Source organism: Vibrio artabrorum, assembly GCF_024347295.1.
In the GTDB taxonomy this organism is placed as follows: Bacteria; Pseudomonadota; Gammaproteobacteria; order Enterobacterales; family Vibrionaceae; genus Vibrio; species Vibrio artabrorum.
Genome location: NZ_AP025458.1, coordinates 3068078 through 3081928, shown reverse-complemented (window position 1 = coordinate 3081928; position 13851 = coordinate 3068078). Strand labels below are relative to the sequence as shown.

Below are 13851 nucleotides of genomic sequence, written 5' to 3'. Positions count from 1 at the left end.
GTATGAGGCTTTATCTGAAAGCGCACAAATAAAAAGAGCGAGTAAACACTCGCTCTTTTGAGTTTGATAACTCACTCTTAAGACAAGAAGAACTTGTAAGAAGGGTTATCGGTTTCATCTTTGCACTGATAACCCAGTTCTCTTAAGTGAGTTGAAAACTGAGCCAAATCATCATCGCCAAGCTCAAAACCACACAATACACGACCGTAATCGGCACCATGATTACGGTAGTTGAACAGGCTGATGTTCCAGTGAGTCCCTAAGGTGCTAAGGAACTTAATCAATGCACCTGGGTATTCTGGAAACTCAAAACTGTATAAGCGTTCTTTCAATGGTTTTGATGGTTTACCACCAATCATGTAGCGAATGTGCAGTTTTGCCATCTCATCATCAGAAAGATCGACAACCGGATAGCCTCCTTCGCGTAGATCGTTGATGATATGCTCAAGTTCTTCTTGGCCACCCTGTAGACGAACACCAACGAAGATATTCGCTAAGCTTTCGTCATTGTGGCGGTAGTTAAACTCAGTCACGGCTCGGCCGCCAATCAAGTTACAGAACTCTAAGAATGCGCCTTGACGTTCTGGAATCGTCACCGCAAGTAGACCTTCTCGTTTCTCACCTAACTCGCAACGTTCAGACACATAGCGTAGACCGTGAAAGTTCGTATTGGCGCCTGACAGTACTGTTGCCAGTTGCTTATCTTGCAGTTGGTTTTGTTCGGCAAACTTTTTTAAACCAGCCAGAGCAAGTGCACCTGAAGGCTCGGCAATTGCACGAGTGTCTTCAAAGATGTCTTTCACCGCAGAGCAGATTTCATCGCTCGAAACCGCAACGTGGCCGTCAATGTACTGTTGGCAAAGGCGGAAGGTTTCTTCACCAATGCGTTTAACCGCAACACCATCAGCAAACATACTGACTTGATCCAGTATCACGGGCTCACCCGCATCGAGTGCCGCCTTTAAGCAAGAAGAGTCTTCAGGCTCAACCGCAATCACTTTAATTTCTGGCATCAGCTGTTTTATTAACACAGCAACACCAGCGGCTAAGCCACCACCACCGACGGGGACAAAGATATAATCCATGTGACCGTTTTGCTGCAGCATCTCCATCCCCATTGTGCCTTGTCCAGCAATCACCAATGGGTGATCGAAAGGAGGGACAAAGGTGTAGCCATGTTCAGAAGCGAGGCGCTCGGCTTCATCTTTAGCTTCATCAAAGTTGCTGCCGTGCAGAACCACATGACCACCGAATCCGCGTACTGCATCGACCTTAATATCCGGAGTGGTTTTTGGCATCACAATGGTGGTTTGAATCCCCAATTTAGAGCCTGATAGCGCCATACCTTGAGCGTGGTTCCCTGCCGATGCGGCAATCACACCGGCGGCTTTTTGCTGCTCAGTGAGGTTTGATACCATGTTATAGGCACCACGCAACTTGAACGAATGTACTGGTTGACGGTCTTCGCGTTTTAGCTGAACCCGATTGCCGATACGAGCGCTTAAGCGTGGCATATCCTGAAGAGGGGTCACAATTGCCGCTTCATAAACCGGTGCTCTCAGGATCTGGCGCAGATAATCTGCGCCAGTTTGTTTCTGGGTACTGGAAGTGTCATCACTCATCGATTAGCCCTCTAGTTTCGACTTGTCACGTACCGCGCCTTTGTCGGCGCTGGTCGCCATGCTTGCGTAAGCTTTCAGTGCGAAAGAGACTTCTCGTTGACGGTTTTCTGGTTTCCAACCTAGTGCGTCTTGCTTAACACGACGCGCTGCTAACTCGGCTTCTGGCACATCAAGTGTGATTGAACGGTTAGGTATATCGATAGTGATAATATCGCCAGTATTCACAAGGGCAATGACGCCGCCGCTTGCTGCTTCTGGAGAGGCGTGACCAATCGATAGACCCGAAGTACCACCAGAGAAACGACCGTCTGTTAGCAAAGCACAAGACTTGCCTAAGCCCATCGATTTTAGGTAAGTGGTTGGGTAAAGCATCTCTTGCATGCCCGGGCCACCTTTCGGACCTTCGTAACGAATAACAACCACTTCACCGGCTTTGACTTTTCCACCCAAGATGCCGTCAACGGCACTATCTTGGCTTTCGAATACGATCGCAGGGCCTTGGAATTTTAGGTTTTCTTCATCAACGCCAGCGGTCTTAACGATACAACCATCAACGGCGATGTTCCCGGAAAGTACCGCGAGGCCACCTTCAGGGCTGAATGCGTGCTCTTTGGCACGAATACAACCATCGACGCGGTCGTCATCCAGGCGATCCCAACGACAATCTTGTGAGAAAGCTTTGGTGGTGCGGATGCCTGCTGGTCCCGCGCGGAAGAACTTGAGTACCGCTTCGTCTTCTGTCTGCATGATGTCGTATTGAGCGAGCTGCTCTTGCATGCTTAGACCAAGCACAGTACGAGTTTGGTTATTGATCAGTCCCGCACGGTCAAGTTCCCCTAGGATTGCCATAACCCCACCCGCGCGGTGAACGTCTTCCATGTGGTATTTCGGTGTTGACGGTGCCACTTTACATAAGTGAGGAACACGACGAGACATTGCATCGATATCACTCATATCAAAATCAATGTCGCCTTCTTGAGCGGCAGCTAAAAGGTGAAGAACGGTGTTACTTGAACCCCCCATCGCAATATCAAGCGCCATGGCATTATCAAATGCTGCGCGATTAGCGATGTTGCGTGGCAGTGCTGATTCATCATCTTGCTCGTAGTAGCGCTTAGTCAACTCAACGATACGTTTACCGGCATTGATGAATAGTTCTTTACGGTCTGCGTGCGTTGCCAACATAGAACCGTTACCTGGCTGAGATAGGCCAAGCGCTTCTGTTAGACAGTTCATTGAGTTAGCTGTGAACATGCCTGAACATGAGCCACAAGTCGGACAAGCAGAACGCTCTACCTGTTCACTTTGCTCATCAGAAATGGTTGGATCGGCACCCTGAACCATCGCGTCAACCAGGTCGAGTTTGATGATTTGATCTGAAAGCTTGGTTTTCCCCGCTTCCATTGGACCGCCAGATACAAAGATCACCGGAATGTTAAGGCGCATTGCTGCCATCATCATTCCTGGGGTGATTTTGTCACAGTTAGAGATACATACCATCGCATCAGCACAGTGCGCATTGACCATGTACTCAACTGAGTCTGCAATAAGCTCACGTGATGGCAGTGAGTACAACATGCCGCCGTGACCCATAGCGATACCGTCATCGACAGCAATGGTGTTGAATTCTTTAGCGATGCCGCCCGCTTTCTCGATTTCACCAGCAACCAGTTGCCCCATATCTTTTAGGTGAACGTGGCCTGGTACGAATTGAGTGAAAGAGTTTACAACGGCGATGATTGGCTTACCGAAGTCATCATCTTTGACGCCAGTTGCACGCCATAAAGCGCGCGCACCAGCCATGTTGCGTCCGTGGGTAGTCGTTGCTGAACGATAGATAGGCATTACTTAATTCCTTATAAAATATTTGGCTATTGCTTACTGATTCATAGGTCGATGGTTTTCTGAGTAAACGTCGTCTAACCAGCCCCACTGATCTTCAGTGGTTCCTCAAGCATTGATCTTTTGTTGTAGGTTGTTGTTTGGTAGCTCATTACGACTGATAGAGATAACGTCAACGGTACGTACATCCCATAATTTTTCGATTTGATTCACCAAGAAAGAGATCGGGCGGTCACTGTCGACAATGATCTCAACACTTGCCACTTTACTCTCTTGGTTTTGAGTACCAGCTACTTGTTTGACAATGAAGCCACGGTGACGGATAACACGAAGAACACGCTCTAGTAGTACTGGCTTATCATCGGCTTTGATGTCTAATAGGTATCTTTTCATGTTATGTGTTCTCCAACATCTCACTGTTTGAAGCACCTGGCGGTACTAGTGGCCATACATTTTCTTCTTCATCGATCAGGACATGAAGGAGGTAAGCGGTTTTGCTCTCTAGCATCTCTTTCAGTGCTGGCTCGACTTCCTCTTTACGAGTGATGGTTTTTCCTGGGATATCGAATGCTTTCGCGAGCATCACGAAGTCAGGGTTGTCATCCAGGATGGTTTCACTGTGGCGACCGTCAAAGAACAGCGATTGCCATTGACGAACCATACCCAAGCGAGAGTTATTAAGCAGTACCATCTTCACTGGGATTTGGCGACGCTTCAACGTGCCAAGTTCTTGCACGTTCATCATGAACGAGCCGTCACCAGAGATAAGAATTGATTGGTCATCTGGACGGCCAACTGAGGCGCCCATTGCTGCGGGTAAGCCAAAGCCCATGGTGCCTAAACCGGCAGAGGTGATGAAGTTCTGTGGATCGCGTGGCTGAATGTGTTGAGCGGCCCACATCTGGTGTTGGCCGACATCGGTTGAAACAATAGAGCTTGCTGGCATCATATCTGACAGTTGCTTCAACAGCAGTGGAGCAAAGATCAAATCGCCAGGGTGGTCGTAACGCCATTTGAATGAGCGACGAAGGCCTTCAGAGTGGTGAACCCAAGAGGAGATATCTTGAGTCAGTTCTAACTGAGGCATAACCTTGTTAATGTCGCCGCGAATTGGTGCATCGGCAAGGCGAAGTTTACTGAACTCGGCGGCATCGATATCAATATGGATAACCTTAGCATGCGGCGCGAAGGTATCGAGCTTGCCTGTTACTCGGTCATCAAAACGAGCACCAACAACAATCAATAGGTCACTCTCTTGAACCACAAGGTTAGCGGCTTTAGTGCCGTGCATACCCAGCATGCCAAGGTAGTGTGGGTCGTCACGTTCGATCGTACCCAAGCCTTTGAGTGTGCTTACTGCTGGCATGGGGTTAAGGCGTAAAAACTCACGAACTGCATCGGTGGCTTTAGCAAGTTGAACGCCCCCTCCAACGTATAAAACCGGGCGGGTCGCTTGAGACAAAAAGTATTGTGCCTGTTCAATGGCATCAGTGGCTGCAACAGGCATGGCGGGTGGCGTAAATTCAGGAAGAGTGTTAACGGGTGCTTCTGCTAGTTGAACATCTTTAGCGATATCGACGATAACCGGACCAGGCCGACCAGATTTTGCTACCACAAACGCTTCTGCGAGTGTTGGCGCAAGGTCTTCAATGTCAGTCACTAGGTAGCTGTGCTTAGTACAAGATAGAGACATACCAATCACATCCATTTCTTGGAATGCATCCGTGCCGATGTGAGAGCTAGCGACTTGACCGGTAATGGCAACGAGTGGAATGGAATCCATAAAGGCATCAGCAAGACCTGTGACTAAGTTGGTTGCCCCTGGTCCTGAGGTGGCCATGCAAACCGCGACCTCTTGTGTTGCTCGAGCCATGCCGATGGCGGCCATTGCAGCGCCTTGCTCGTGGCGACATAGGATGTGTTCGACCCCCCCATCATAGAGAGCATCGTAGATGGGCATGATGGCACCACCAGGGTAACCAAAAATGGTCTCAATGCCTTGTTGCTTGAGTGCGGATACGACAAGTTCTGCGCCTTTCATCGTAATTCCTCCGTATTACCTTTATTTTGGTCATTGTTTCCATTGTCTCTGCACATCTTGTGCTCCCATTCTTCCTGTAAATCGGCAAAGCCGAAAATAATCAAAATTATAAAAATCGAATCATTAAATTAGAAAAAACCCCCGGACTTTTCAGTGCGGGGGTTTTTTCTAATTCGTGGTTACTTTTTTCCCACTCGCCCCCGCGCCGTCCCAATAATGACTACGATAATCAGGTTAATCAGTGCGTAAATGCGAGCGTTAAAAATCATAAAATTCGAGTTTTCTCGTTTATTGTCTTCAGTAAATGTCTACATCTCTAGTGTTATCACACAAATCTGCCGCATGACAAGGAAAATGTCATTCTTTTTTCACATTAAAATACCATTCCATCACGCTATATAACAACCTTATCGCTTTGGTGAAGCATGAATATCCAGAGTGAATACTTTTAAATCAAAGACAAAGGAAAGTTATGGGACTCGCGATAATTCACAGTCGAGCTAGTGTGGGTGTAGAGGCGCCAGAAGTGACTGTTGAGGTGCATATAAGTAACGGAATGCCTGGCTTTACACTGGTGGGTCTACCTGAAACAACGGTTAAGGAGTCTAAAGATCGAGTGAGAAGCGCCATTATCAATTCTCGCTTTGAGTTTCCATCGAAGAGAATCACCGTCAATCTTGCTCCTGCTGATTTGCCCAAGGAAGGTGGTCGTTTTGATTTGCCAATTGCGCTGGGTATATTGGTGGCATCGGAACAATTACCCACATCAAAAATAGCGCAGCATGAATTCATCGGAGAGTTGGCGTTGTCAGGAGAGTTGCGATCAGTAAAGGGCGTGTTGCCAGCAACGTTAGCCGCCGACAGTGTTGAACGCGGCTTAGTTGTTCCTCATCATAATGGTGATCAGGCTGCGTTGGTTGGAAGAGGCGATCACAAATCCGCACAAACGTTGCTGGAGGTTTGTGCGGACCTGTGTGGTCAGGCTCAACTGGGCTTGTATCGAACCGAGTACCATCCGGTTGATGGGTCAAACAATCGTGATCTACAAGATATTATTGGTCAGCAACAAGGTAAGCGAGCATCACCGTCACCTCGATCAAGTTTATGGAAGTATCACCTGTAAAATAATGCAAAAAGTGTTACCCTTTAGTTTGTGTTACTTAACAGTGGTTATCCATATGATTCTTAAGAAGGCTATCGAATTAGAAGTAGGCGCATTAGGTTCTTTCAATGGAGAGACAGAAGAGCTGAATGGTGAACATTTGAGAGTTATCAAATATCAGGCACCAGAGGTGGTACTTAAGTTTCCCGTGTTGCATAGCACTTCTATGATGAGTGAATGTCTTGATGCTAACTTGTTCTTACAGCAGAAATACACAGGTCGTGTTAATTACAAGGATATAGAGGACAAGAATAGAGATAGCGATGGTGAGACAGTTCAGGTGGTCACACTTGATAAGATAGCAGCTTCACTCAAAGCATACTTTACTTTCTGCGAAGAAGAGAGCTTAGATATTTACGATGGCCTACTAAACACTTTCTCTGCTGACCAGAAACTATGGCTGCCGCCATACCGATTTAAAAGTCATGTCATTGATAGAGTGAAATCTAGAGAGATAGAGTTCAGCACTGGGAACCTTTTACTCTTGCACGTTAAACAGTTTTACGAATGGATGTATAAGACTGGTCGAATTGATAAGATCCCTTTTGATTATAAGTACGTTTCAGTATCCAAGGGCAAGGATAAAGACGATGATGAGTTGGACTTTCTCTTTGCTCCTGATGCAGTTATTTCTGCATATAAGAAACCACTCCTAGTACAAACAACTGACCTAAGGGTACCAAAGAAACACAAATCGGATAAGGTGAAACGAGACAATCAGCCTTGGTCACTAGCTGAAATGACGGCTTTTTTCGGAACTCAATACATGCAGTTTGAGACAAGGCGCCTCTGGGCTGATTTAGGTTTTCAGGTGGGTCTCAGAGCTAAAGAAATAACCCGCTTACCTGATGAACAAATTGTAGATCCTGAACTCTCTGATAAATCAGTATTCGATGTTGAGATAATTGGCAAAAATGACAAGCGAAGAACCGTATTAGTTCCCAAGAAACTGATGTCACGTCTTTTTGCTCATAAGAATTCTGCAAAACGACTCAAGCATATGCCTAAGTACAAATCCTACTTAGAAAGCCTTCCTGAGCACTCCGATGCACTAGCCTACGAACAAACACACGGCAAGCCATTATTTATAAACCAACGTGGGGTCAGAATCTCTGAGCGCTCTGTTATTAATATTGTTTCCAAATCTAGACCAGAACTCAGAAAAAAAGGCAACTTAATCCTTGATGAGCCGCACTTTCATGGCTCTAGATCCACATATGCTACAAGGTTAATTAAAGCTATGTTCGCTATGGGGATGCCATTAGGTTTCATCAAATGGAAGGTTATGGAGCTGCTAGGTCATAATAACTGGGATACCACATTACAGCATTACGTTAATGTGGCTAGAGGCATTACATATGATGAGAAGTTAGACCTGTGGGTTAGTGAAATTTACAAGGATGTTGAAGAACGTTTAACTCGGGAAAAACAGGAGCTAAGTCAAGAAGTGGAAGCTTCAGTAATAGAACTAGGAAGTGAGGATCAGGGATGACAATAAGTGAAGCAAACATGGTTAAAAAGTTTCACGAGAAGAATGGAGCCATCATTGAAAGGCATCATTTGCAAGATTCTAGGCTACTGAAGCAATTAGATAGCATACTCACAACTTCTTTACCTGCGGGAGCATCAAGGGACACAAAGCGCCAAACAATAAATTATTTCTTTGAACTCTTGGACTGTTTATCCGATGAAAACCTTAAGGTATTGAGAGGTTCTGGCGTAAGCTTCTTGTTAGAAGAAACAGATGTATGGGTTGAGTTAGAATATCTTATTCATGCTGCTCATGCTTCTAACCCCAAAAAAGCAGTAGGGTTAAGAAAGGCTTTAGCAAATATCATAAATTACTCTCATGGTATTTATGCAACATCTAAAATAGTTACTACAGAGACTCTGGTAGGTAATGAGTACAGACTTCAATTACACAGTGATCTCATTTTTAATCATGGACTTTTTGGAACAAAGCTTTTTCAAGATCTAAGAGACTTAACTTCCTCTGTTTACAAACATGGTGGATTATCAGTAACGCTTGCTGGCTCTATCAAAGGTTTTTTTGACATCTTACCTCTTTTGAATAATCAGCAAATCAAGAAGTTAAAAGAAAAAGGTTTGCATCCACTTATAATCAATAAGGTGGATTGGATCGATCTTGAGTATACCATATACAATGTAAGTGACGAAAAATCAGCTTTGCTACGAATAAAACAACTAACTAACTTAATAAATTACTCTAATGGTGTTTATAAGCAGGCTGATTTAATTACAACAACTAAACATGAAGGGGTTGATACCCCTGTGTTATACAGTGCTTACCATGTGTCGATTGAATTCTTTGATGCACTTGTTGATTGGAAAGTTAAGAAACTAAGTAATGATGTTAAAGAATGCACTGTCAGGTTGAATATAATTGGTGCATTAGAAGCAATTGAATACATAAAAAGTAGTGATAAGTATAAAGAAATATTCACTGATGTAAATCTGTTGATATTCAATGAAAATATAGATCTGTCAGAAGATTTAAAGGGAAATGTAGATCATTTTAATCATAAAACTATGATTGAAGTCTTGACTCAGCTAGGTATTTATTACCCAAATTATAGAGTGCCACTTAAGTTACAAGGAGGAGATGTATTTTTAAAAAATACCTACAAATACTCAAAGGTAATATTCAATGAATTAGCGGATATAGCTACAAAACATGAATTTAAGGGAGTAAGTAGAACCACTGTCATGCATTATTTTTCAGACTTTGATTCTATCGGTCTTCCACTGCTAAAAGAGATACTACCTGATAATGACTTTAATGAGTTATGTAGATTTGGTCTTAATTATTTAGATAAAGAAGATATAAATGATAGGATTAATGATCGCGCTAGATTAATCGGAGCAAAGTCACTATATCGTCTTGGATTGTCAATACTAAAACATCATTTCAATAAAGAAGTATTTGTTATAAAAGACTCTCCATATACGTTATATTTTAGCGGTATATCAAGAAATGATGAAATTAAACCTATGAGCCTAGATGTCTTAGGGTATTTATCAGAAAAGGCTTTCTATGACTTCAAAGTAAAACATGAAGAATATATGCGAAATCTAGACCATATTGATATATCTGAAATAACCTATCACTCAAAACTTCAGAATTTTATAGCTGGTTTAAAAAAAGTCTTGCCAAGATTATCCGGTAAACAATTAGAGGCAATAAAAGATAATGGGTTATTAGCCTTTGTTGATAGAAAATATAATGTAGGCGTTACTTGCTTAGAGATATTTCAATCTCTTGTAAAAGATAAGAGCGAAAATTCCACAACAATTATGCACTATAGAAATTCATTTAGGAGTATTATTGGCGAGTTTGCTGGAGAGATTCCAGATGTGTATATTATATCAAACTCTAAAGATGAGAAAATTAAAAAGATTTCTGGTAATAGCAATAAACACTATACAGTGGAAGAAGTTAGAGAGTTGGCTTTCTACATAGAGAAAGCACTAAGATGTAAAAATAATTCTTTACGTGATAAAATATATTTCTATTATGCAAAGATACAAATAAAGACAGGTTGGAATCAACAGCCATTATTGGACTTATCACTAGATAGATTAACCAAAAGAGTTAATCCTATAACTAATCAAGAAAACTATGACTTGGTTTTGATTAAAAATAGGCGTTCATATAAGTCAAGTCAATATGACTTTGATAGCAGTTCAGTTGCAGACCGAGACTTAAGGTCGGTTGTAAGAGATATTATATTTGTCAGAGATAACCTAACTTCTGAATTAAGGGAAAGACACAGTATAGAAAGTCATTTATTTATAGAGCCATGTGACGTAAATGGTGTAAAAAGGATAGATGCCGGTAATTTAAGAAGGATACCTAAATTAATATCAGACTTGGGGTGCGAGATACACTATAACCCAAGAAAAATTAGGAAAGGTGGTGTGAATTTTATTTACAAAAATATAGCCAAGAGTGTGAGAGAATATGAGGAATTGGCTGCTCATAACTTTCAAACTTTCCTGAAAAGCTACAAGGCGATATCAAAATCTGAGGGCGAGGAAACACTTTCAAGGGGGATCGATATAATGGCTAACTATTTCTCAGGGAAAGAAATAAGCCAAGAGTTAAATGCTATCGATGATATTAATGAACTTGATAATGCTCAAGAAACACCAGTAGGAGTTTGCTCATCAGAACCAGATAGCGATGAAGTGAAACGATTTAATAAATTAAATGCTAAAATTGTTGATAAAGACAATAAGTATTGCGGCGATTTTCTTGCTTGTATTTGGTGTAAGTATTTTAAAGTAGTGAAAGACGCAGACCATATGTGGAAGTTATTGTCATATAAAGAATATGTCATATCATCAATGGAGCGAGCTATAGTCAACAATGAAGATCCTGAGAATCAGAGGGAGTTCGTTGACATATTGTCAAAGAGAGTTGATGACATTATATCTTTCATAGAAGCATCTAAGCCAGACATTGTTAATAAAGCGAGATCTTTAATTGAGACAAAGGGGCTGCACCCTGATTGGGAGTTTGCATTTCCATTATCTAATATTGTAGGTAATAGCCATGAATAAATTGGATGAAGTGTTTGATAAGCTAGTGTCTCAAGAGCTAGATGGAAGCTATAAAATTAATAGGCTAACATTGAAAGAAATCAATAAAATACCTGATTTTACTGTCTACGAATCACAGTTGAGCGGCGAAGCTTACAATTTTAAAGGTAATAAATTTAGACCAAATAAAACTGAAAAAAGACTCGTAATAGAGACGCTTCCTATATTCGAGTTTGAAGTAAAAACGATTTTTATCTTAATAGCTAAGCGTGGTACTAAACTAGGAGGTGCCACAAAAAGGTTCAGTACATCTTCAAGAATAATAAAAGAATTGATAAGACTCTCAAAGTATCTTAACTCCAGAGGTTATGAATCATTTCATGAATTAGGTGAATTACCAAAGTTGAAGTTTAATGATGTTGTTTCATCTTATATTAACTATCGGCAGGAGCATGGTCCGTCAACAGTTGGTGTGGTTAAGGACTCCTTGACCGTATTGCTTGAGCTGAACTTCATAAATCAAGAGTTTTCAAAGGAAGTTATTGAGGCTAACACTAAAGCCAAACGAACTAAAGCTGATACTGTCAACCGACTGAAACACCCATTAGTTCCACCGATGATTCAGAAAAAAATAATTTCTGAATGTAGTAAATTATTTGAAAATAAAAAGGATATAAAGCGGTTTATCACCCTAGGAAAAAAAGTTAATGTCAATTTTGAAGCTTATGCACTAAGAAACCCAAATGTGAACCAGAATGTTTTAAGTATATTACCTAGAATGCTGAGTAAAGATGAAGTTGTTGAATATAGGGGGCTAAGGGATAAGATAAGAAGAATAACTCCTTATGCATTTACTATGTTGCTAGCTCTTACAGGGTTTAGGGTATCGGAAGGCAAAGCAACAAAAAACAACGCTCATAAGTGTAAAAGAGAAAATGGGAAGGTGAAATATTTCATTGAGTCAACATTGAGGAAATATACCAATGAGGATGTTGTTCTTGATTGGGTATCCTGTAAACAAGTGTATGACGCTATGAAATTACTAAGTGACGTTAATACTGTCTATTATGATAGAATTAAGCTAATTCTAGAATACTATCCTTCAAAAATTAGTGAAAGGAACGAGGAGCTATTTGAAGAAGCTCTTGAAAATAATTATCTCTTCGCATTTAACTACGCATCACAAAAAGGAAACCTCTGGTTTCCTAAACCAACCAAACCAATTAAAACTGATACTTCTGGGCAAGGCTCGACTGCTGTAGCGTTAGATTTAATTGAAGTTGAAGTAACAGAGTCTGATATTGAGTTTTTAAAAAAATACAAATGCAACTATAAATCAGTAAGTGCAAACTCTGGTATGAGAGGAGTTGAATATAAAGTAGGAGATATTTTCAGAGTTACGCCTCATATGTTGAGGCATAGTTTTGCGTGGTTCATTATTGCCAATAAATTAGGCGATATCCATCATATATCCCAACAGTTTAAGCATATGAGCGAGATGGTCACATTTGTTTATGCTCAACGTGGTTTTGAGGCGATTGATGATTTAAAAAATATTATCGAGGGATTTGATGCTCTTTTAACAGAGGAAGTAATTACCGATATTGTTGAAAGCGCTATAAAAGGTGAAATAGGTGGCGGCGGTGGCAAACGGCTGAAAAACATCGTCAATAAATTAAACAAAGGACAATCAGGAATTATATTCTCGACAGACCATCACGAACATATAGAGAGTATTCAAGAGCTAATTGCCTTGGCGACAAAAAACAGTGATGGAATCCTTGGTTTACCTCATGGTTATTGTGCAGCAGGTTCTAGCTGTAAAATGCACAATGTGGCCGTTCCTGATAGCTGTATTTATTGTTATACATATTTTGCGACTAGAAGGCACTTACCATTTTGGACGGCAACCAAAAACAGCGCCGAGCGAGGCATTAGCCGAATCATGGATGCTGGCTTAGCTGATAGATACCAAACCTTCTTAAGTGTCTTGAAAAGGACGCTAGCATCAGCTGATAAGGCTATATCTGATATAGAAGGTAATGGAACAAAAGAGGTTTATAATGGGTAAAGTATCAGAGGAAAAAATCGAGCAGGCTTTAGCCCTTTTTATCAGTGAAGATAGAAAAATAAATGCTAATGCCATCGCGAGATATCTAGGCTGCCAACGCTCTAACATTGCCAATAACTATCCTAAACTATTGGCAAAAATTGACACTGCGGGGCAAGTTCAAAAAAAACAATGGGATAATAGAGATTTATCCTATAAAAATAAGAAGCTAACAGAGCAGAATAAGAAGCAGCAGAAGGCTATATCACAGTTGAGTAAGTCGGCTAAAGGTGATGACGTATCTGCCTTACTATCACACATTAACGCCTTGTACAGCATGTATGATGATATGAGAGTCAGATACGAGAATGCATCTGAGTTACTACTAGAATATAAAGAAAAGTATGGGAAGCTTTAATGCGCAGTGAAGTGACTATTTTAGGTAAAGGCTATAACAACATCCCCCTAGTTTTGAATTTAAATAGGAATAACTTCGAGAATTAAGCGTGTACGTTTCATTGGGCTTCATACCCCGTTATGTACTACTACTTTCTCTTCGTGCGCGCTACTC

The 13851-nt window shown here is 41.6% G+C and carries 8 protein-coding genes and 1 pseudogene; 5 read left to right on the top strand and 4 right to left on the bottom strand.

Annotated features, from left to right (window positions below; all coding sequences use genetic code 11):
- Nucleotides 1-77: 77 nt before the first annotated feature.
- The 4 genes from ilvA to ilvG all read right to left on the bottom strand — a co-directional run bounded on the left by ilvA (nt 78) and on the right by ilvG (nt 5505).
- Nucleotides 78-1622, bottom strand: coding sequence for a threonine ammonia-lyase, biosynthetic (gene ilvA, locus OCU36_RS13980; protein ID WP_261838470.1), 1545 nt, complete (start codon nt 1620-1622; stop codon nt 78-80).
- Nucleotides 1623-1625: 3 nt separating this feature from the next.
- Nucleotides 1626-3467, bottom strand: a complete 1842-nt coding sequence (gene ilvD / locus OCU36_RS13975) for a dihydroxy-acid dehydratase (protein ID WP_261838469.1) — start codon at nt 3465-3467, stop codon at nt 1626-1628.
- Nucleotides 3468-3572: 105 nt separating this feature from the next.
- Nucleotides 3573-3857, bottom strand: coding sequence for an acetolactate synthase 2 small subunit (gene ilvM, locus OCU36_RS13970; RefSeq protein ID WP_017073841.1), 285 nt, complete (start codon nt 3855-3857; stop codon nt 3573-3575).
- 1 nt (nt 3858) lies between these two features.
- Nucleotides 3859-5505, bottom strand: coding sequence for an acetolactate synthase 2 catalytic subunit (gene ilvG / locus OCU36_RS13965; protein ID WP_261838468.1), 1647 nt, complete (start codon nt 5503-5505; stop codon nt 3859-3861).
- 472 nt (nt 5506-5977) lie between these two features.
- Between ilvG and OCU36_RS13960 the strand changes: the two are divergent.
- From OCU36_RS13960 to OCU36_RS13940, 5 genes and pseudogenes are all read left to right on the top strand, one after another.
- A pseudogene (locus OCU36_RS13960) lies at nt 5978-6586 on the top strand (magnesium chelatase domain-containing protein); the annotation flags it as partial.
- A gap of 97 nt (nt 6587-6683) precedes the next feature.
- Nucleotides 6684-8159, top strand: a complete 1476-nt coding sequence (locus tag OCU36_RS13955) for a site-specific integrase (protein WP_261838467.1) — start codon at nt 6684-6686, stop codon at nt 8157-8159.
- Nucleotides 8156-11251 (top strand): hypothetical protein, encoded by a 3096-nt coding sequence (locus tag OCU36_RS13950; protein ID WP_261838466.1) that lies wholly within the window; start codon nt 8156-8158, stop codon nt 11249-11251. The genes OCU36_RS13955 and OCU36_RS13950 overlap by 4 nt, the downstream gene beginning before the upstream one ends.
- Nucleotides 11244-13301 carry a hypothetical protein gene (locus OCU36_RS13945; RefSeq protein ID WP_261838465.1) on the top strand — a complete coding sequence of 686 codons (2058 nt, stop codon included), beginning with the start codon at nt 11244-11246 and terminating at the stop codon, nt 13299-13301. The genes OCU36_RS13950 and OCU36_RS13945 overlap by 8 nt, the downstream gene beginning before the upstream one ends.
- Nucleotides 13294-13698 (top strand): hypothetical protein, encoded by a 405-nt coding sequence (locus OCU36_RS13940; protein ID WP_224067512.1) that lies wholly within the window; start codon nt 13294-13296, stop codon nt 13696-13698. Before OCU36_RS13945 ends, OCU36_RS13940 begins: the two co-directional genes overlap by 8 nt.
- Nucleotides 13699-13851: the final 153 nt, after the last annotated feature.